A 20,577-nucleotide genomic window follows, 5' to 3' on the forward strand; every position below is an offset into this window, starting at 1 on the left:
CCACCCTGTCTGGTCGGCGGGGGTCTCGCGCACCACAGGTGCCCGGGGCCCCCGCCGCCGTCATGAACAGACCTTGCCGTCCCGCGGCACCGTCCCGTCGAGCAGATACGCGTTCACGGTGGAGTCGACACAGGCGTTCCCACTGCCGTACGCCCCGTGGCCCTCGCCCTTCCAGGTCATCATCACGCCGACATCCTTGCCCAACTCGTCCGCCATCCTGCGGGCGCCCTCGTACGGCGTCGCCGGGTCGCCGGTGTTGCCGACCACCAGGACGGGCGCCGCCCCGGGCGCGCTGACCTCCGGTGTGTCGTACTGGCCCGCTACCGGCCAGTCGTGGCACCAACCGGCCGTGTCCCAGCCCATGAACTCCCCGAACACGGGGGAGATCCTCCTGAATTCGGGCAGCAGCTTCCTGACCTGTGCCGCGGTCGGCCGCTGCTTGTCGTCCAAGCACGATATGACCCGTTGTGCATGTGTCGTCGTGCCGTAGTGGCCCGACGCGTCGCGGTCGTTGTAGCCGTCAGCGAGTGCCAGCAGGTCCGATCCGTCACCCTGCTCGGCCGCGTCAAGGGCACTTGTCAGGGCCGGCCAGCTCTGCTCGCTGTACAGCGGCAGGACCATGCCGATGACCGCCAGCCCCTGGGTCAGCTTCCGGCCGGAGGACGTGGGCAGTGGCTTGGCGTCGATCCGCTTCAGCAGAGCCGTGATCTTCCGCGAACCCTGCTGCGGGTCCTGGCCCGTCGACTTCAGGTAGTCGTCGAGCGCGCGCTGGAAACCCCGGGCCTGGTTCTTCGCGTGTCCCACCAGGTCGGCGCTCGGGTCGACGACGGCGTCGAGGATCAGCCGGCCCACGTTCTTCGGGAACAGGTGGGCGTAGACACCGCCGAGTTCGGTGCCGTACGAGATGCCGAAGTAGTGCGTCTTCGTGTCGCCGAGAACCTGACGCATCAGGTCCATGTCGCGGGCGGAGTCGGTCGTCGAGACATGCGCGATGAGGTTTCCGGCGGCCTTCTCGCAGCCCTTTCCGAAGTCGGCCGCGTCCTGGAAGTACGCCTTCTCCTCGGCCGCGTCGTCCGGCGACGGGTCCACCGACTCGGCGGCCTGGATCTGCTTGTCGCTGCGGCAGCGCACTCCCTCGCTGGCCCCGACCCCGCGCGGGTCCCAGCTCACCAGGTCGTATCGCTCGCGCAGTGCGGAGACCGTGCCGGCGTAGGAGGGCATCATGGAGATCCCCGACTGGCCCGGTCCGCCGAAGTTGAACAGCAGGGACCCGATGCGCTTGCCTCCGGTGGCCTTGGCGCGGATGAGCGCCAGGTCGATGGTCTCGCCGTCCGGCTTCGCGTAGTCCAGCGGCACCTTGAGCGTCGCGCACTGCCAGTTGTTGCCCGGCGTGGGGGAGTCCGACGTACCTTCGCAGCGGCCCCAGTCCGGTTTCTGCGAGGTCAGCGAGGCCGGCAGACCGGATGGGGCGCCGGACGTGGCAGCGGTCGACGAAGGAGTGGTGGTGCCGGACCCCTTGTCGTCCCCGCTGCCGGACGTGCCGCCGCTGCACCCGGCCACCAGCAACGCGGCGGCGGCAGCGGCCGTCCACCGTACGAAACGAGACATGCGAACTCCCCCCTGCGGACCGTCCGCTCGAGTCGGCGGATGGCGTTCGGGCCATAGTAGGCGGATCGAGCCGAGGCCATATCGGCCTGTGGATAACGTTCTGACCTGCACTTTCTAGGTGCAGACGGTCCCTGCGGCCGGTACCTTCCCCTTCAGTAGGTAGCCGTTCACCGCCGTGAGCACGCAACGGTTCCCGCTGTTGTACGCGCCGTGCCCCTGCCCCTTGTACGTCAGCTCGACGCCCACGCCCTCACCCAGCGCCCCCACCATCTTCCGCGCGCCCCCGTACGGCGTTGCCGGGTCGCCGGTGTTGCCGACGACGAGAATCGGCGCTGATCCGCTCGCACGGACGTCGGGGTGCTCGGCGGCGCCGGGCACGGCCCAGTCGGTGCAGTCGACCATGGACCAGGCCATGTAGTCGCCGAACACAGGCGAGGCGGCGCGGAACCGGGGCAGCTTCGCCTCGACGTTCGCGACGGTGTAGCGCGCTTTCGCGTCGGAGCAGTTGATGGCGAGGTTCGCCGCGGTGAGGTTGCTGTACTCGCCGTTGCGGTTGCGGCCGTTCATCGAGTCGGCCAGCAGCATCAGGACCGTGCCGTCACCCTCGTACGCCTGGTCGAGGCCCTGGGTGAGATACGGCCAGAAGTCCTGGGAGTACAGCGCCTGCGCGATGCCGTCGGTCGCCGAACTCTGGGTCAGCTCGCGAGGGAAGAGGCCCCGGATCGGCCTCGCGTCGAGCTGCTCGAGGAGCCTGGAGATCCGGTCCTTGACGCCCTGCGGGGTGTCGCCGACCGGGCAGCCCTCGGCCTTCGAGGTGCAGTCCTCGGCGTAGTTGTCGAGCGCGAGCTGGAAGCCCCTGGCCTGCCCGAGCGAGCCCTGTTCGGGGGTCTGGGTGGGGTCGACGACCGCGTCGAACACCGCACGGCCCACCTTCCTGGGGAACAGGTGGGCGTAGACACCGCCGAGTTCGGTGCCGTACGAGATGCCGAAGTAGTGCAGCTTGTCGTCGCCGAGGACCTGGCGCATCAGATCCAGGTCACGGGCCGCGTCGGTGGTCCGTACGTGCGGGAGCATCTTCTTGGAGTGCTTCGCGCAGGCCGCGTTGAACTTCCGGGTGGTGTCCAGCAGTTCGGCGCGTTCGGCGTCGTCGTCGGGCGTTGCGTCCTGCTGGAAGTGCACGTCGAGCTGTTCGTCGTCCTCGCATCGCACACCGGCGCTGCGGCCGACGCCGCGTGGGTCGAAGCTCACCAGGTCGTAGCGCGTGCGCAGCGTCGCGTAGTCCGCGCCGAACGAGGGGAGCGTGCTGACTCCCGAGCCGCCGGGACCGCCGAAGTTGAAGATCAGGGACCCGATGCGCCCGCTCGTGCTGCCGCTGGTCCTCGCCCTGATCAACGCGAGCTCGATCGTGTCGCCCTTCGGGCGGGCCCAGTCCAGCGGTGCCTTCATGGTGGCGCACTGCCAGGGCGCGCCACCCGGCAAGGGGGACGGCGCCTCGCCGCCGCCCTCCGACGCGTCCGGCGCGGGACAGTCCTTCCAGCTCAGCTTCTGGGCCGGCAGATCCTCGTTCGCCGGGCCGGAGTCGTCGCTGCACCCCGTCATCAGGGACGACAGCAGAAGGGCAGTGGCCGTCAGGACAGCGGCACGCGGCCGGAGGGGACTGGGCATGCCCCCATCCTGCGGTCGTACTCCACGAGGCGCTCGGGGCGCGAGCCGTACGAGCTACCGCGCGCCAAGGGCCGTGGGCACGCGACAGCTCGCCTTCGGAGGCACCCTCAGAGGGAGCCCTTCCGCGTCAGATGGTTGAAGAACAGCCAGCCCGGCAGCACCGGAATCCACAGCGTCAGCAGCCGGTAGAGCAGTACGGCGGGGGCGGCGACCTCCTTGGGGAGGCCGACGGCGATCAGACCGACCGTCAGGGTCGCCTCGACCGCGCCCACACCACCGGGGGTCGGCGCCGCCGACCCGAGCGCGTTTCCGGCGAGGAAGACGACGGCGACGCTGGCGAGGCTGAGCGAGGTCGACTCGTCGCCGAACGCCCGGATGGACGCGTCCAGGCACATCACGAAGCACGCGGTCAGCAGCAGCATGCCGCCGATACCGGTGACCAGCTTCTGCGGCCGCTGGAGAACGTCCAGCATGCGCGGGACGACACCGGCGAACAGCGACCGCACGCGCGTGACGACGAACTTGCGCAGGAACGGCACCGAGGTCACCACGAGGACCAGTACCGCGACGGTCAGCAGACCCGCGATGACCGTCCTGGACGGCGACAGGGAGGGCGTCTTCTCGGTGCCGGTCAGATAGCCGAAGGACAGCAGCATCAGGATGTGGCAACCGAGTCCGAACAGCTGCGACGCGCCGACGCTGGCCACCGCGAGCCCCGGCCGCACGCCCGCGCGCTGCAGGAAACGGGTGTTGAGGGCGACACCGCCGACCGCAGCGGGCGCCACGATCTTCACGAACGACCCGGCGACCTGCGCGGCCACCGTCCGCAGGAACGGCACGCGCTCCGGGACGAACCCGAGCAGACTCATGGCGGCGGCGAAGTAACTCAGCGTCGAGAACAGCACGGCCGCGATGACCCAGCCCCACTCGGCGTTGTCGAACAGGGTGCCGAACTCGATGTGGGTGAGCTGGGAGAGCAGGAAGTACGCGCCGAACGCGCCGGCGATGAAGCTGATCAGCGTGCGGGGTCTGACCCGTTCCAGCCGGGCCGGTTCCACCGGTGCCTGCGGTCTGATCAGCAGCACCTGATGGCGGATCTGGGTGAGCAGATCCTCCTCGCGGGCGCCCTCCAGGGCTTCGTCGATGGCCCGCTTCTCGGCCCGCTGCTCCGCGCGGACGGCCTTCTTGTCGGGCTTTTCCAGTACGACGGGCGCGATGTCGGGGTGCGCCGCCTCGAGCCGGGCCTGCTTGGCCTGCTGGGAGGCCTCCAGGACCGCCTCGCGTTCACGCTCGGCGCGCTCGCGGGCGAGTTTTCGCAGCGTCGCGCGCGTGGAGCGCGATAGCGCGATGGGCTGGAGCATCGGCAGACAGTCCGCCACCGCGTCAGGGCCGAGTACGCCCACCGCGGACGCCACCGCGCGTTCGGCGCCCACGCGCAGGCCCAGCGTCGACACCAGCTGGGCGATGTCCATACGTAGCAACAGGTCCCCGGCCGCGATCTCGCCGACCCGGAGGTCGGTGAGGATCACCTTGCCGGAACGATCCACCAGAATCGCCTCGCCGACGAGCCTGCGATGCGCGATGCGCCGCGACTGCAGGGCCTTCACCTGGTGCCAGGTGTTGCGCAGCAGTTCGTCGGTGATGTCCTCGTCGTCCAGCGAGTCCAGGGTGCGGCCTCCGGTGTGCTCGTAGACGAGCATCACGGCGTCGGGGCCGAGTTCCGAGGTCGCGATCAGCTTGGGCGCGTTGGCGCCGGCGGCGATCGCCGCGTAGGCGAGCAGAGCCTCCTGCTCCAGCGCCTGGCGCAGCGACTGGAGGCTGCTGCGGGTGGCCAGACCGCGCAGGGTGATGTTGCGCCACATGCGGTAGAAGAAGTGCTGCGCCTGCTGCTCGCGGTCGACCACCGTGACGTCCAGCGGGGGGCCGTCCTCCAGGGTGACGAAGTAGCGTCGGCCCCGGTCGCCGCTGTCCGAAGTCTCCGGAACCTCCTCACGGGCCGCGCTCACCGGGCGGAAACCGACGTGCCGCAGGCCCGCCATCAGATTGCGCCCGGTAGGACGCACGTTCGGCGAGCCGACCGCGTACAACGTCCCGTACGCCACGGTCCAGCCGATCAGCACCGTCAGGATGATCGAGAACGGGGTCGTGTAGCCGGTGACCAGCATCGAGAAGGCATCGAGCAGCAGCACCACCCACAGCACGGCGCGCCAGCGTGGCCGGCGGGACATACCGACGGCCGTCATGTACGCGATGACCGGCGCGAGATAGCCGTGCACCGGGTCGGTGAGGGCGTGGATGTCGCCGGGGGAGGGCTGGGTCAGCGCCTCCTGGATGGAGTCCGGGGCGGCCTTGGCGACCCACAGGTCGGTGGCGAGGGTCACCCCGTGCGCGAGGACCGCCGCGAGGACACCGTCGGCGATGCGCAGCCCGTCCCGCTTGATCAGCCGCTCGATGGCGAAGGCGACCGGCACCAGGAGGATCGCGATGCTCGACGCCAGACCCGCGATCTTGATCAGCAGGTCGGGTGCCTGGCCGGTGCCCTTGTTGATGTCCTGTTCGAGCCCCGAGGTGGTGCCGTGCGCGAACGCGGCGATCGCCAGCAGGACCACGACCGCGAAGACACCCGCGAGGAGCCGCATGAGATCGGAGGGGCGGTGCACGCGCGCGGGGAGCAGTGGTTCGTCGCCCTCGACCTCCTCGACGTGGGCGTCGTCGTCGGCACAGTCGACGTCCGGGCCGGCCGGTGTCCGCTCGTGCTCGTGGCCGGTGCCGTCGGCTCCGGGGCGCGGCGAGACCTCAGAGGTGTCCTCCGCGTCTTCGGGGTGCACGCCCTGATGCCTCATGGTCTCTTCTTGGTCTCGTATCACCGGTCACCGCCCGCACGATGGTGGCATGCCCCACTGACACACAGGGGCATCAGGGTGCGATGCGGGGGCGCACAGTCTGCCGCAAGCACCGCTCCGGGGCGAGGAATGCCCGCGGCCGCCGCCTTGTCCCATTGTCGGTGGGGTGGTGCAGGATGGGGCGGATGAGTGACGAGAGCCACCCGGCGGACGCCCTGCCGGAGTACGCCGAGCGGGCCCTGGAGGCCGCGGAAATGATCCCGCCCGGGCGTGTCATGACCTACGGCGACGTGGCCGAATGGCTGGAGGAGGGCGGACCGCGCCAGGTCGGGCGCGTGATGGCCCTGTACGGAGGGGCTGTTCCCTGGTGGCGGGTCGTCCGCGCGGACGGCGTCCTGCTCCCTGGGCACGAGCTGGAGGCCCTCGACCACTACCGCGCGGAGGGCACACCCCTGAAAGAGGCGAGCACGGCCGCCGTGGGGCACCTGCCGCGCCTCGACATGAGACGGGCACGGTGGGACGGCGGCGAGCGGGCGGAGGGTCACACCTGACAGCTTCCGCCATCCGGCGGGCATCAGGGGGACCTGTGGCCCGTACGGGGTAGACCGGGCACGTCCGTGCCATGGCGTACGTTCGTGGGGCGAGGGGCCGGGGTGGCGCTCGGGGCCGGAGGGAACATGCGGAAGCCCTGCTTCCGAACCGCCCGGCGGCGTAGCGTCGGCTGCACCTGCCCCCCTCACCTCCCGGCCACCGTTCTCCGCACGTGGCTCACCGCAAACCAGCACACCCACCAGGACCGGCGAACCACGTGAGCTCCTCTTCCTCCACCAGACGCCTGCCGCACCCCCAGGGGCGACAGGGGACCCGTGGCGCTTACCGACTGGTCCGTACCCCGCCCACGCGGCAGGATCCCCTCCGTCTGGACGCCGCACAGCGCGCGGTGGTTGACCACGCGCACGGACCGCTGCTCGTCCTCGCAGGCCCGGGAACCGGGAAGACCACCACACTCGTCGAGTCGGTGGCCGCCAGGATCACCCGGGGCGGGGACCCCGAGCGGATCCTCGTCCTCACCTTCAGCCGTAAGGCGGCCGTCGAACTGCGCGACCGCATGGCGCTGCGGATCGGTGCCGCCCGCGCTCCCCGCGCGACGACCTTCCACTCCTTCTGCTACGCCCTGGTCCGCGCCCACCAGGACAGCGACCTCTTCGTGGAACCCCTGCGGCTGCTCTCCGGTCCCGAACAGGACGTGGCCGTACGCGGACTGCTCGCCGGCCAGCCCGACCTGGAGCGGCTCGGCCTCGCCCATGTGCGCTGGCCGGACGAACTGCGCGCCTGCCTCACCACCCGCGGTTTCGCCGACGAGGTCCGCGCCGTTCTCGCCCGCAGCCGCGAACTGGGCCTCGGCCCCGACGCCCTGGACGCCTTCGCCCGGCGCATCGGCCGCCCCGACTGGCGCGCCGCCGCCGCCTTCCTCGCCGAGTACCTCGACGTACTCGACATGCAAGGAGTGCTCGACTACGCGGAACTCGTGCACCGCGCGGTACTCCTGGCGAGCCGCCCCGACACCGCCGGGCAGCTCGCCGCCCGCTACGACGCCGTCTACGTGGACGAGTACCAGGACACCGACCCGGCCCAGGTGCGGCTGCTGCACGCGCTCGCCGGAGGGGGCCGGACGCTGGTCGCCCTCGGTGACCCCGACCAGTCGATCTACGCGTTCCGCGGGGCGGACGTCAACGGCATCCTGGACTTCCCGGAGGCCTTCCCGCGCGCGGACGGCCGCCCGGCCCCGGTCGAGGTCCTCAGGACCTCCCGCCGCTCCGCCGCCGTCCCACTGACCGCCACCCGACTCCTCACCCAGCGCATGCCTCTGACCCGGCTCCCGGCCGACAAGGTGCGCGCCCACCGCGGGCTCACCCCGGTCCGCGACGGAGGCCGTGTCGAGGTCTGCACGTACCCGACAGCCGGTACGGAGCTGGACAACATCGCCGACATCCTCCGCCGCGCACACCTCGAGGACGGTGTCCCCTGGGGCGAGATGGCCGTCCTGGTGCGGGCCGGCGGCCGTACGATCCCGACGATCCGGCGCGCCCTCACGGCCGCCGGCGTGCCCCTCGACATCGACGGCGACGACCTGCCCCTGCGCCACGAACCGGCGGTGGCCCCACTCCTGACGGCGCTTCGAGCCGTGGCGACCGCCGAGGCATCGGGCGGCGGCGCGCAGGGTGACGCCGAAGAGGCAGGGGACGACGAGGGCGCAGTCTCCGACGTCGCGGCGCCGGGGGCCACCGGCTGGCTCGGCACCGAGACCGCCCTGACCCTGCTCACCTCACCGCTCGCAGGCATGGACGCCGCCGATCTGCGCCGCCTCGGCCGTGCCCTGCGCGAGGAGGAGCGCGCCGCGGGCAACCCCGCACCGCCGCCCTCGGACGAACTGCTGGCACGCGCGCTGGCCGAACCGCGACGCCTGGTCGTCCACGACCCGACGTACGCGCGCGGAGCCCAGCGTCTCGGCGCGCTCCTCGGAAAGGCACGTGAGCGCCTCGCGGGCGGCGGTACGGCCGAGGAGGCCCTCTGGGACCTGTGGAACGGCACACCCTGGCCAGGACGGCTGGAGCGGGCGGCCCGACGCGGCGGCGCGGCTGGCCGCAACGCCGACCGCGACCTCGACGCCGTGTGCGCGCTGTTCGCGACCGCCGCGCGCGCGGAGGAGCGCACCGGCGGCCGTGGCGCCCTCAACTTCCTGGAGGAGATCGACGCCGAGGACATCGCCGCCGACACCCTCACCCGTCGTGCCGTACGCCCCGAAGCGGTACGCCTGATGACCGCGCACCGCGCCAAGGGCCTCCAGTGGCGCCTGGTGGTCGTCGCCGGCGTCCAGGAGGGCCTGTGGCCCGACCTGCGCCGCCGCGGCTCCCTCCTGGAGGCCGACCGCATCGGCCGCGACGGCCTCGCCGAACCGCTCACCCCGGGCGCACTGCTCGCCGAGGAACGGCGGCTGTTCTACGTGGCCGCCACGCGCGCGCGTGAACGCCTGGTCGTCACCGCGGTGAAGGCCCCGGCCGACGACGGCGACCAGCCCTCCCGCTTCGTCACCGAACTCGGCGTCGAACCCAAGGACGTCACGGGCCGTCCGCGCCGCCCCCTCTCCGTGGCCGCCCTCGTCGCCGAACTGCGCGCGACCACGGTCGACCCGCGGGTGTCCGCCTCCCTCAGAGAGGCCGCCGCGCGCCGCCTGGCCCGGCTTGCCGCTCTCACCGACGAGGAGGGCCGCCCCCTCGTACCGTCCGCGCACCCCTACCGCTGGTGGGGCATGTACGAGCCGACCGAGAGCAAGGTCCCGCTGCGCGACCGGGACCAGCCCGTCGTGCTCTCCGGCAGCGCACTCGACCAACTCGCCAACACCTGCGCCCTGCAGTGGTTCCTGGGCCGTGAGGTGAAGGCCGACGCCCCCGCGACCGCCGCCCAGGGCTTCGGCAACGTGGTGCATGTCCTCGCCGACGAGGTGGCCTCCGGACACACCCCCGCCGACCTCGCCGTCCTCATGGAACGCCTCGAGTCGGTGTGGAACGCGCTTGCCTTCGACGCGCCCTGGAAGTCGGCGCAGGAGAAGGAGCACGCGCGTGTGGCCCTCGAACGTTTCCTGACGTGGCACGTCGACTCCAGGCGCACCGGCCGGACCCCCGTCGCCAGTGAGCACGACTTCGACGTGACCCTCGAAGCCGGCGACTACGAAGTGCGCATCCGGGGTTCCATGGACCGCGTCGACGCCGACGGCGAAGGCCGCGCCTACGTGGTCGACTTCAAGACCGGCAAACAGGCGCCCACCGCCGCCGAGGTCGCCCGCCATCCCCAGCTCGCCGTCTACCAGCTCGCCGTCCGTGAAGGTGCCGTCGACGACGTTTTCGACGGCGCGCGCCCCGAACCGGGCGGGGCCGAACTCGTCCAGCTGCGTCAGGGCGCCGCGAAGAGGGACGGCGGCGAGTCGCTGCCCAAGGTGCAGGCCCAGGCTCCCCTGGAAGGAACTCCGGCAGGAACGCCGGAAGGGGGGCTGGAGGGAGCGGTGGAGGCACGCGCGCGGGGGGAGTGGATCGGCGACCTGCTGGCCACCGCCGCCGGCAAGGTGCTCGACGAACGGTTCACCCCGACCGCGGGCCAGCAGTGCGCCCACTGCTCCTTCAGGGCGTCGTGCAGCGCCCGCCCGGAAGGCCGGCACGTGGTCGAGTGACGCCCACTGTCAGTGGCCGCCGCTAGCCTCTCTGACGTGCCAGCCAGTATCAGTGACCCCGAGCAGCTCAAGGAGCTCCTGGGCATCCCGTTCACCCCGGAGCAGACGGCCTGCATCATCGCGCCGCCCGCCCCGCAGGTGATCGTGGCCGGAGCGGGGTCCGGCAAGACGACGGTGATGGCGGCACGCGTGGTGTGGCTCGTCGGCACCGGCCAGGTCGCACCCGAACAGGTGCTCGGGCTCACCTTCACCAACAAGGCCGCCGGTGAACTCGCCGAACGCGTCCGCAAGGCACTCGTCAAGGCAGGCGTCACCGACCCGGACGTCATCGACCCCGACAACCCTCCCGGCGAACCCGTCATCTCGACCTACCACTCCTTCGCCGGCCGCCTGCTGACCGACCACGGCCTGCGCATCGGCCTCGAACCGACCGCCCGCCTCCTCGCCGACGCGACCCGCTACCAGCTCGCCGCGCGCGTACTGCGCGAAGCCCCCGGCCCCTACCCGTCGCTCACCCGCTCCTTCCCGGACCTCGTCAGCGACCTCCTGAACCTGGACGCCGAACTCGCCGAACACCTCGTGCGCCCCGAGGAACTGCGCGCGTACGACGCCGAACTGCTGCGCGCTCTGGAGGGCGCCAAACTCACCAACGCCGATCTGCGCAAGGTCCCCGAAACGGCCGCCGCCCGCCGCGAACTCGCCGAACTGGTGACCCGCTACCGGGCCGCCAAGCGCGAGCGCGACCTCCTGGACTTCGGCGACCAGATCGCCCTGTCCGCGACGCTCGCCCGCATCCCCGAAGTGGGCCGCGGCCTGCGCGAGGAGTTCCGGGTGGTGCTCCTCGACGAGTACCAGGACACCTCCGTGGCCCAACGCATCCTCCTGGCAGGGCTGTTCGGCGGCGGCACCGGCCACCCGGTGACCGCGGTCGGCGACCCCTGCCAGGCCATCTACGGCTGGCGCGGCGCCTCCGTCGCCAACCTCGACGACTTCCCCGAGCACTTCGCCCACGCCGACGGCGGCTCGGCGGTCCGCCAGTCGCTCAGCGAGAACCGCCGCAGCGGAGGCCGCCTCCTCGACCTCGCCAACGGCCTCGCGGAGCCCCTGCGTGCCATGCACGCGGGCGTGGAGGCCCTGCGCCCCGCACCCGGCGCCGAGCGCGACGGCCAGGTGCGCTGCGCGCTGCTGCGCACCCACGCCGAGGAGATCGACTGGCTCGCCGACTCCATCGCCCACCTCGTGAACACCGGCAAGGCACCCGGCGAGATCGCCGTCCTGTGCCGCACCGCCACGGACTTCGCCGAGATCCAGGGCGCGCTCGTCGCCCGGGACATTCCCGTCGAGGTCGTGGGGCTCTCCGGGCTGCTGCACCTGCCCGAGGTCGCCGACCTGGTGTCCGTCTGCGAGGTCCTGCAGGACCCGGGGGCCAACGCCTCCCTGGTCCGGCTGCTCACCGGCCCGCGCTGGCGCATCGGCCCGCGCGACCTCGCCCTGCTGGGCCGCCGGGCCCGTTTTCTCGTGGCCCACGCGCGCGTGGGCGACCCGGACGACCCGGACCGTCGGCTCGCCGAGGCGGTCGAGGGGGTCGATCCCGCCGAGGTGATATCGCTCGCGGACGCCCTCGACACCTTCCTGGAGACCTCCATGAGGGGCGAGGGCGACGACGACGGGCTGCCCTTCTCGCCGGACGCGCGCGTGCGTTTCGCCCGGCTCGCCACCGAACTGCGCGACCTGCGCCGCTCCCTCGCCGACCCGCTGATGGACGTACTGCACCGCGTGCTCGCCGTCACCGGCCTGGAGGTGGAACTGTCCGCGTCCCCACAGGCCCTGGCCGCCCGACGCCGCGAGACGCTTTCCAACTTCCTGGACATCGCCGCCTCCTTCGCCGCCCGCGAGAGCGAGGCGAGCCTGCTCGCCTTCCTCGGCTTCCTGCGCACCGCGGCGCAGTACGAGAAGGGCCTCGACAACGCCCTGCCCGGCGGCGAGAACACCGTCAAGGTGCTCACCGCGCACAAGTCGAAGGGCCTGGAATGGGACGTCGTGGCCGTCCCCGGCCTGGTCACCGGTACCTTCCCCAGCGCGCAGGGCCGCGAGAAATGGACCTCCCAGGCCAAGGTCCTGCCGCACGGACTGCGCGGCGACACCGCCACGCTGCCCGACATCGAGGCCTGGGACTCCCGGGGCATGAAGGCCTTCCAGGAGGCGATGAAGGACCACCAGCACACCGAGGAACTCCGCCTCGGCTACGTCACCTTCACCCGCCCCCGTTCCCTCCTGCTCGGCTCGGGCCACTGGTGGGGGCCCTCCCAGAAGAAGCCCCGGGGGCCCTCCGACTTCCTGTGGGCCCTCCACAACCACTGCGCGGCCGGACACGGCGAGACCGAGGTGTGGGCGGACGAACCCGAGGAGGGCGAGGAGAATCCGGCCCTGCACGCGACAACCGCCGACCAGGTGTGGCCCCTGCCCCTGGACGACGCCGCGTTCCGCCGACGCAGGGCCGCCGCCGAGACCGTCCTCGCCCACCTGGAGACCCTCTCCGCCGCTCCCGACACGTACGACGACCCGGACTGGCCCCCGCCCCCGGATGACGAGCCTCCGTACGAGGAGCCTCTGTATGAGGAGCTTCCGTACGAGGACGACGAACCCCACAACGCATACCTCGACCACGGCCCTCCCGACCAAGACGCCACTCTCCCTGCCGAGGAGGACACCGACTGGGACACCTGGACCACCGACCGTCCCGCACCGCACGCACACACGCCGCCCCACGCGCGCGTGCCCCGCACCGGGCACGGCCCCGACCGTCCACCCACGGTTCCTCACGCCCGCAGACACCCCGCCGAGGCGGATCTCACACCCGAGGAGGCTCGCGCCGTCGCCTCCTGGGACCGCGACCTCGACGCCCTCACCGGGGAACTGCTGCGCGCGCGGGAGAGCGTCACCGACGTGCCCCTGCCCCCGTCCCTCACCGCGTCCCAGCTGATGCTCCTGGCCGCCGACCCGGACGCCCTCGCGCAGGAACTGGCGCGCCCCATGCCACGCCCTCCGCAGCCCGCGGCCCGCCGTGGCACCCGTTTCCACGCCTGGGTCGAGGCACGCTTCGAGGAACTGCAGCTCCCCATGCTGGGGCCCGAGGAGCTGCCCGGCAGCGACGCCGAGATCGACGACGAACGCGACCTGGAAGTTCTCAAGGACGCCTTCGAACAGACCCCGTACGCACACCGCACGCCCTACCGGGTCGAGGCACCCTTCCAACTCGACATCGCCGGACGCGTCGTACGGGGCCGGATCGACGCCGTCTACAAGGAGGGCGACGGCGGGGAAGCCACGTACGAGATCATCGACTGGAAGACCCACCGCGCCCACACCGCCGACCCCCTCCAGCTCGCCGTCTACCGGCTGGCCTGGGCCGAGCAGCAGGGCGTGCCGCTGGAAGCCGTCGAGGCCGCCTTCCTCTATGTGCGTAGCGGCGAGACCGTGCGGCCGGACGATCTTCTGGACCGGGCCGCGCTGGAGCGGCTGCTCCTGGACGAGCCGGCCGCGTTCGAGGTACCGGACGAGGATGTCAGCGCGGGCCGATAAGCTCATGACCATGAGCCAGGCCCCGGACAGCGCCGTCCGCACGTACATCGAGCAGCACCGCGCCGTCTTCCTCGACGACCTCGCCGAGTGGCTGCGCATTCCGTCCGTGTCGGCCCAGCCCGACCACGCCGCCGATGTACGACGCAGCGCCGACTGGCTCGCCGCCAAACTCAGGGAAACCGGCTTCCCGACCGTCGAGGTCTGGGCGACACCTGGCGCACCGGCGGTCTTCGCGGAGTGGCCCGCCGACGACCCCGCCGCTCCCACGGTCCTCGTCTACGGCCATCACGACGTGCAGCCCGCGGCCCGCGAGGACGGCTGGGACAGCGACCCCTTCGAACCGGTCGTCCGGGGCAACCGCCTCCACGCGCGAGGCGCCGCCGACGACAAGGGCCAGGTGTTCTTCCACACACTCGGCGTCCGCGCTCACCTCGCCGCGACCGGCCGCACCGCACCCGCCGTCCACCTGAAGATGCTCGTCGAGGGCGAGGAGGAGTCCGGTTCCCTCCACTTCCGGACCCTCGTCGAGACGCACACAGACCGGCTAGCCGCCGACGCCGTGATCGTCTCCGACACCGGCATGTGGGCCGAGGACACCCCCACGGTGTGCACCGGTATGCGTGGCCTCGCCGAGTGCGAGATCCAGTTCCACGGACCCGACCAGGACATCCACTCCGGCTCCTTCGGCGGCGCGGTGCCCAACCCGGCGACCGCCGTCGCCCGACTTGTCGCCGCACTGCACGACGAGCACGCACGCGTGGCGATACCCGGTTTCTACGAAGGCGTCACCGACCTCACCGACCGGGAACGCGAACTCTTCGCCGAACTCCCCTTCGACGAGGAGCAGTGGCTGCGCACCGCGAAGTCGTACGCCACCCACGGTGAAGCCGGACACACCACCCTGGAGCGCGTCTGGACGCGCCCCACCGCCGAGGTCAACGGCATCGGCGGCGGCTACCAGGGGCCCGGCAGCAAGACGATCGTCCCGGCCTCGGCCATGGTGAAGCTCTCCTTCCGGCTGGTCGCGGGCCAGGACCCCGACCACATCGAGAAGATCGTCCGCGACTGGACCGCGACCCACGTCCCTGCCGGGATCCGGTACGAGATCACGTTCGCGGCGGCCACCCGCCCGTGTCTGACCCCCCTGGACCACCCCGCCCTCCAGTCCGTCGTACGCGCCATGAGCCGCGCCTTCGGCAAACCGGTCCGCTACACGCGTGAGGGCGGCAGCGGCCCGGCCGCCGACCTCCAGGACGTCCTCGGTGCCCCCGTGCTCTTCCTGGGCATCTCCGTCCCCTCCGACGGCTGGCACGCCCCCAACGAGAAGGTGGAGATCGATCTGCTCCTCAAGGGCGTCGAGACCACCGCCCATCTGTGGGGCGACCTCGCGGAAAACTGGCGCCATGAGTCCTGACGATCCGGTCCGGTCCGGACCGTCGGACGCGCCGGGCGGTTCCGACAGCACCGCCCGAAACCCGCGCGAACCCGTCCGAAAACCGCCGCCCCCGAAGCGCCGCCACCCACGTCCCGCCGAACCGCCCGCCGAAATATCCGTTCCACCGGGGGAGTTGGAAGCACCTGTGACCACCTGGACCGACCACACCGCCGACCGTCCCATCTCCCTCACCGCCCCCAGCGGTATCGACCGGGCCGCCCACCACCGGCTCGACGAGGCCTGGCTCGCCGCGGCGTGGAGCCACCCCACCACCCGCTGCTTCGTGGTCTCCGGCGGGCAGGTCCTCATCGACGAGACGCCCGACGGGCGGACCGAACTCGTCATGACCCCCTCCTTCGAGGCCCCCCTCACCGAGGCACACCGCTACTTCCTGGGCACCGACGAAGAGGGCACCAGCTACTTCGCCCTCCAGAAGGACGGCCTGCCCGGCCGCATGGACCAGTCCGCGCGCCCCGCCGGCCTGCGCGAGGCCGGCCTGCTCCTCTCGCCCCGCGACGCCGGCCTCATGGTGCACGCCGTCGCCCTGGAGAACTGGCAGCGCCTGCACCGCTTCTGCTCCCGCTGCGGCGAGCGCACCGTCATCGCCGCTGCCGGCCACATCCGCCGCTGCCAGGCCTGCGGCGCCGAGCACTACCCGCGCACCGACCCGGCCGTGATCATGGCCGTCACCGACGAGGACGACCGCATCCTCCTCGGCCGCCAGGTCCACTGGCCCGAGGGCCGCTTCTCGACGCTCGCCGGATTCGTCGAGCCCGGCGAGTCCATCGAACAGTCGGTGCGCCGCGAGGTGTTCGAGGAGGCCGGCATTCTCGTCGGCCAGGTCGAGTACGTCGCCAGTCAGCCGTGGCCCTTCCCGTCCAGTCTCATGCTCGGCTTCAATGCCCGGGCCGTCTCCAACGAGATCGAGGTCGACGGCGACGAGATCCACGAGGCCCGCTGGTTCTCCCGCGAGGACCTGCGCGCGGGCTTCGAATCCGGTGAGGTCCTCCCGCCGTACGGCATCTCGATCGCGGCCCGCCTGATCGAACTCTGGTACGGCAAGCCGCTGCCGAAGCCGGGCAGCGCGCTCTGACGCCCGAGGACGGCCCCTGAGCCGGCTGCCCGGCGCCCCGGGCATGCGAAGACCCCCGTACGGCCACCGGGCCGGGCGGGGGTCGCAGTCACGCGGGTCAGGCGCCGAGGGCCTGCTTCACCTGGGCGAGGCTCGGGTTCGTCATCACAACCTGCGGGCCGTCGTTGGAGGGAACCACCAGCACCGTCGGAACCGTCTGGTTGCCGCCGTTCGCCTTCTCCACGAACGCCGCGGAGTCCGGGTCGTGCTCGATGTTGATCTCGTTGTACGCGATGCCCTCGCGATTCATCTGGCTCTTCAGCCGCTGGCAGTAGCCGCACCACGTGGTGCTGTACATCGTCACAGTGCCCGGCATGGTCTCTAGCGCTCCTCAGCAGTTCGGGGACGGGTGCTCGCTCTGGGTGAACGTTCGCGCCCCGGCCACCATTCCCGCCTGGGGTATCGAGCGAGCGGCCGGGCAGGAGACGCCTGCCGCATTAGTACGACTGCAGGGGCCTGCCTGTGGACAACCTGCTCACCCGTCTCCGGCGACCTGGCAGCATGGCGGTGTGACAGCAGCAACGCACTCCACTCTCTTCCCGCAGGTTCCGGACTCGGCCGACGCGGTGCTCGACGGACTCGATCCCGAGCAGCGCGAAGTGGCCACCGCCCTGCACGGTCCGGTGTGCGTACTGGCAGGCGCCGGCACGGGCAAGACACGGGCGATCACCCACCGCATCGCCTACGGCGTGCGCGCCGGAATCCTCCAGCCCTCCAGTGTGCTCGCCGTCACCTTCACCGCCCGGGCAGCCGGAGAGATGCGCGGGCGGCTGCGACAGCTCGGCGCCGGCGGAGTCCAGGCGCGCACCTTCCACTCGGCCGCGCTGCGCCAGCTCCAGTACTTCTGGCCGAAGGCCGTCGGCGGCTCCATGCCGCGCCTCGTCGACCGCAAGATCCAGCTGGTCGCCGATGCCGCGGCGGCCTGCCGAATCCGCCTCGACCGGGGCGAACTGCGGGACGTCACCGCCGAGATCGAATGGTCCAAGGTCACCCAGACCGTCCCCGCCGACTACGTGCCCGCCATCGCGAAGTCCGGCCGTGTCGCGCCCCGCGACCCGGCCGAGATCGCCCAGCTCTACGCCACTTATGAGGACCTCAAGCGGGATCGTTCCGTCATCGACTTCGAGGACGTCCTGCTACTCACTGTGGCGGTCCTCCAGGACCGGCGCGACATCGCCGAACAGGTGCGCACCCAGTACCAGCACTTCGTGGTCGACGAGTACCAGGACGTCAGCCCGCTCCAGCAGCGACTGCTGGAGCTCTGGCTCGGGGAGAGAGACAGCCTGTGCGTGGTCGGTGATGCCAGCCAGACGATCTATTCGTTCACAGGAGCAACTCCTGACCATCTGCTCGACTTCCGCACCCGCCATCCCGGTGCCACCGTCGTCAAACTGGTCCGCGACTACCGCTCCACCCCCCAGGTCGTCCACCTCGCCAACGGCCTGCTCGCCCAGGCCCGGGGCCGCGCCGCGGAACACCGCCTGGAACTGGTCTCGCAGCGCGCCCCCGGACCCGAACCCGCCTACACCGAGTACACCGACGAACCGGCCGAGGCCGAGGGCGCTGCCCGACGCATCCGTGACCTCGTCGCCGCCGGTGTCCCGGCCGCTGAGATCGCCATCCTGTTCAGGACGAACGCCCAGTCGGAGACCTACGAACAGGCACTGGCCGACGCCGGTGTCCCCTACCAGCTGCGCGGCGCCGAACGGTTCTTCGACCGGCCCGAGGTGCGCAAGGCCCTCAGCTCGCTGCGCGCCTCCGCACGGTTCGGAGCCAACAACTCCCTCCTGGACGATGTCGTCGACCTGCCCTCCCAGGTACGTGCCGTGCTGTCGGGGGAGGGCTGGACCAGTGAACCGCCGGCGGGGTCAGGGGCCGTCAGGGAACGCTGGGAGTCCCTGGCCGCCCTGGTGAACCTCGCGCACGACTTCGCTGCTGCGAAACAGGACGCGACACTCGCCGACCTCGTCGCCGAACTCGACGAGCGGGCGAACGCACAACACGCCCCGACCGTGCAGGGAGTCACACTCGCCTCCCTCCATTCGGCCAAGGGGCTGGAATGGGACGTCGTCTTCCTCGTCGGAGTCGCCGAGGGCATGATGCCGATCAGCTACGCGAAGACCGATGAACAGATCGAGGAGGAAAGACGCCTCCTGTACGTCGGGGTGACCCGCGCGAGAGAACGCCTTCAGGTCTCGTGGGCCCTCTCGCGCACGCCCGGGGGCCGGCCGAACCGACGCCCCAGCCGCTTCCTCGACGGCCTTCGCCCCGGGTCCGTCGCCACCGCCCCTCGGACCGGCACGGGCGGCTCCGCCGGTATCGAGCGCGGCTTCGTGGGCAGCCCAGGAGCCGCCCCGCGCCGGACCCAGAGAACCCCGGCCCGTTGCCGGGTCTGCGGGCGCACTCTGACCGACGCGGGCGAGATGAAACTGATGCGCTGCGACGAGTGCCCCTCGGACATGGACGAGGGGCTCTACGAACGGCTGCGCGAGTGGCGGGCCGTCCAGGCGGCGCGCAGTGGGCAGCCCGCCTTCTGCGTCTTCACCGACCGGACCCTGATGGCGATCGCGGAGACCGTCCCGGACGAAGAAGGGGAGTTGGCCCGCATCCCCGGCGTCGGCGTGCGCAAGCTCAACCGGTACGGAACCGAGGTTCTGGCCATCTGCGCAGGTCAGGAAGTTGCGGGGGAGGACGGCGATGACTGATTCAAACTCGTCGGAAAAATGGTTTGCGCATGCCCCGGCAATCCCCATAGGTTCTTAGCCATCGGAACAGAGTCTTCTCAGAAGGCCTGGCTCCGTGCTGTACTTCATAGTCGTATATCCGTTGGACTGGTTCACCCCAGTCCCCCAAGACGCCGAGAGGAGGCGAGTCCAGTGATCAGCATCTACACCAGCTCTGTCAGCGAGGTCAAAATGACCGATCTCTCGACCGCTTCCCTGTGCATGCTCGGCGTCTCGAACCTGGGCACCGGTCTGTCCGGCATTCCTGCCGTCCGGCCGGCGTCCACCGTGTCTCTCGCGGGTCTCCCTGTCCGCGAGCGCAATGAGCGACCGAGCAAGGCACTGGAAGCAGGAGCAGTAGCGGCACAGGCCCCGGCCTATGCCTTTGCAGCCGGTGCCGGATCCCTCAAGCAGACGACGCAGCACCACACGATGTGGGCCTTCCGTGGGCCAGAACCCTGGAGTGATCCAGCCTGATCTGTCAGGCCGGCGCCTTCAGGGCCGCGGAACCCCATCCGGGATCCGCGGCCCTTCTGTTTTCCCCGAACGGGGACGACGGAGTGAAGGGGCCTCGGGACAAGAGAAAACCCGCCGGTACCAGCCGCACTCGGCCCAACAGGGCCGGAACGACCAGACGAGGAAAACAAACCGTGCAACTCGAAGCGCACGCCCCGTCCGTACCGCCTTCCGAAACGATCCCCCCGCCCGGCCTCACGGAGGACTGCACCTTGATCCCGCTCACTGCGCTCACCGCGCTCGACGACGCCATCGAGAACCTCGGCGTACCCGTCCCCTGCCGTTCCTACGACCCGGAGGTCTTCTTCGCCGAGTCGCCGGCCGATGTCGAGTACGCCAAGTCCCTCTGCCGCACCTGCCCGCTGATGGAGGCCTGCCTCGCCGGCGCCAAGGAGCGGCGTGAGCCCTGGGGCGTCTGGGGCGGCGAACTGTTCGTCCAGGGTGTCGTCGTGGCCCGCAAGCGGCCCCGCGGCCGTCCGCGCAAGAACCCGGTCACGGCATGAACACCGCAGGAACGATCGACCGCCCCTTCACGCACGACCCCAAGAAGCAGGCCCCGATGACGCCATCCACCAGCGAGCCCGTCGGCTCCGCGACCCAAGACTTCATCACCACCGGTGCGAACGACTCGCGCCAGAACAGGACCCGAGAGATGCAACTCATCCCAGAAGCCCTGGCTCGTGCGCATATGCACGACCGCCTCCAGGAGGCCGAGCGGGAACGTCGCGCGCACCGCGTGGTGACCGCCCGCCGCCTCCAGCGCCGAGCGGAGCGCGCCTCGCTGCGCGCCCGCCGGGCGCTCGCCATGGCGGTCATGCAGTAACGACCACGGCAACTCGGCAGTAACA

General features: G+C 71.2%; 13 protein-coding genes. 9 read left to right on the plus strand and 4 right to left on the minus strand.

Annotation, left to right across the window (positions count from 1 at the left end; all coding sequences use genetic code 11):
• Positions 1-60 precede the first annotated feature (60 nt).
• From PV396_RS32510 to PV396_RS32520, 3 genes are all read right to left on the minus strand, one after another.
• Positions 61-1,608, minus strand: coding sequence for an alpha/beta hydrolase (locus tag PV396_RS32510; RefSeq protein WP_319210759.1), 1,548 nt, complete (start codon positions 1,606-1,608; stop codon positions 61-63).
• 114 nt (positions 1,609-1,722) lie between these two features.
• Complete coding sequence (locus PV396_RS32515) at positions 1,723-3,273, minus strand: alpha/beta hydrolase (RefSeq protein ID WP_319210761.1); 1,551 nt, start codon at positions 3,271-3,273, stop codon at positions 1,723-1,725.
• A gap of 107 nt (positions 3,274-3,380) precedes the next feature.
• On the minus strand, positions 3,381-6,116 hold the full coding sequence (locus PV396_RS32520; RefSeq protein WP_319210763.1) for a lysylphosphatidylglycerol synthase transmembrane domain-containing protein: 2,736 nt from the start codon (positions 6,114-6,116) through the stop codon (positions 3,381-3,383).
• 176 nt (positions 6,117-6,292) lie between these two features.
• Here PV396_RS32520 and PV396_RS32525 point away from each other — a divergent pair, with 176 nt between their 5' ends.
• From PV396_RS32525 to nudC, 5 genes are all read left to right on the plus strand, one after another.
• Positions 6,293-6,667, plus strand: a complete 375-nt coding sequence (locus tag PV396_RS32525; protein ID WP_416071514.1) for an MGMT family protein — start codon at positions 6,293-6,295, stop codon at positions 6,665-6,667.
• A 257-nt stretch (positions 6,668-6,924) separates the two neighbouring features.
• Positions 6,925-10,341: an ATP-dependent DNA helicase gene (locus PV396_RS32530; protein ID WP_319210767.1), complete on the plus strand. Its 3,417-nt coding sequence runs from the start codon at positions 6,925-6,927 to the stop codon at positions 10,339-10,341.
• A gap of 36 nt (positions 10,342-10,377) precedes the next feature.
• Positions 10,378-13,923, plus strand: a complete 3,546-nt coding sequence (locus tag PV396_RS32535) for an ATP-dependent DNA helicase (protein ID WP_319210769.1) — start codon at positions 10,378-10,380, stop codon at positions 13,921-13,923.
• Between the two features lie 4 nt (positions 13,924-13,927).
• Positions 13,928-15,337: a dipeptidase gene (locus PV396_RS32540; RefSeq protein ID WP_319210771.1), complete on the plus strand. Its 1,410-nt coding sequence runs from the start codon at positions 13,928-13,930 to the stop codon at positions 15,335-15,337.
• 166 nt (positions 15,338-15,503) lie between these two features.
• A complete protein-coding gene (gene nudC / locus PV396_RS32545) occupies positions 15,504-16,451 on the plus strand; it encodes an NAD(+) diphosphatase (RefSeq protein ID WP_319210773.1) in 948 nt (315 codons plus the stop codon).
• Between the two features lie 97 nt (positions 16,452-16,548).
• Here the strand turns inward: nudC and PV396_RS32550 are convergent, their stop codons facing one another.
• Positions 16,549-16,806 (minus strand): glutaredoxin domain-containing protein, encoded by a 258-nt coding sequence (locus PV396_RS32550; protein WP_319210775.1) that lies wholly within the window; start codon positions 16,804-16,806, stop codon positions 16,549-16,551.
• A 193-nt stretch (positions 16,807-16,999) separates the two neighbouring features.
• On the opposite strand from PV396_RS32550, the gene PV396_RS32555 reads away from it, so the two are divergent.
• From PV396_RS32555 to PV396_RS32570, 4 genes are all read left to right on the plus strand, one after another.
• Positions 17,000-19,195, plus strand: coding sequence for an ATP-dependent DNA helicase UvrD2 (locus tag PV396_RS32555; protein ID WP_319210777.1), 2,196 nt, complete (start codon positions 17,000-17,002; stop codon positions 19,193-19,195).
• A gap of 171 nt (positions 19,196-19,366) precedes the next feature.
• Positions 19,367-19,690, plus strand: coding sequence for a hypothetical protein (locus PV396_RS32560; protein WP_319210779.1), 324 nt, complete (start codon positions 19,367-19,369; stop codon positions 19,688-19,690).
• 173 nt (positions 19,691-19,863) lie between these two features.
• Positions 19,864-20,232 (plus strand): WhiB family transcriptional regulator, encoded by a 369-nt coding sequence (locus PV396_RS32565; protein ID WP_189147026.1) that lies wholly within the window; start codon positions 19,864-19,866, stop codon positions 20,230-20,232.
• Positions 20,229-20,552 carry a hypothetical protein gene (locus PV396_RS32570; RefSeq protein WP_319210781.1) on the plus strand — a complete coding sequence of 108 codons (324 nt, stop codon included), beginning with the start codon at positions 20,229-20,231 and terminating at the stop codon, positions 20,550-20,552. Before PV396_RS32565 ends, PV396_RS32570 begins: the two co-directional genes overlap by 4 nt.
• The last annotated feature ends 25 nt before the right edge of the window (positions 20,553-20,577 follow it).

Source organism: Streptomyces sp. ME02-8801-2C (assembly GCF_033793965.1).
GTDB lineage: Bacteria > Actinomycetota > Actinomycetes > Streptomycetales > Streptomycetaceae > Streptomyces.

Coding starts and splice junctions, on each gene's coding strand:
- PV396_RS32510 (WP_319210759.1), bottom strand. CDS start 1,608: ATGTCTCGTTTCGTACGGTGGACGGCCGCTGCCGCCGCCGCGTTGCTG.
- PV396_RS32540 (WP_319210771.1), top strand. CDS start 13,928: ATGACCATGAGCCAGGCCCCGGACAGCGCCGTCCGCACGTACATCGAG.
- PV396_RS32520 (WP_319210763.1), bottom strand. CDS start 6,116: ATGAGGCATCAGGGCGTGCACCCCGAAGACGCGGAGGACACCTCTGAG.
- PV396_RS32515 (WP_319210761.1), bottom strand. CDS start 3,273: ATGCCCAGTCCCCTCCGGCCGCGTGCCGCTGTCCTGACGGCCACTGCC.
- PV396_RS32570 (WP_319210781.1), top strand. CDS start 20,229: ATGAACACCGCAGGAACGATCGACCGCCCCTTCACGCACGACCCCAAG.
- PV396_RS32525 (WP_416071514.1), top strand. CDS start 6,293: ATGGGGCGGATGAGTGACGAGAGCCACCCGGCGGACGCCCTGCCGGAG.
- PV396_RS32550 (WP_319210775.1), bottom strand. CDS start 16,806: ATGCCGGGCACTGTGACGATGTACAGCACCACGTGGTGCGGCTACTGC.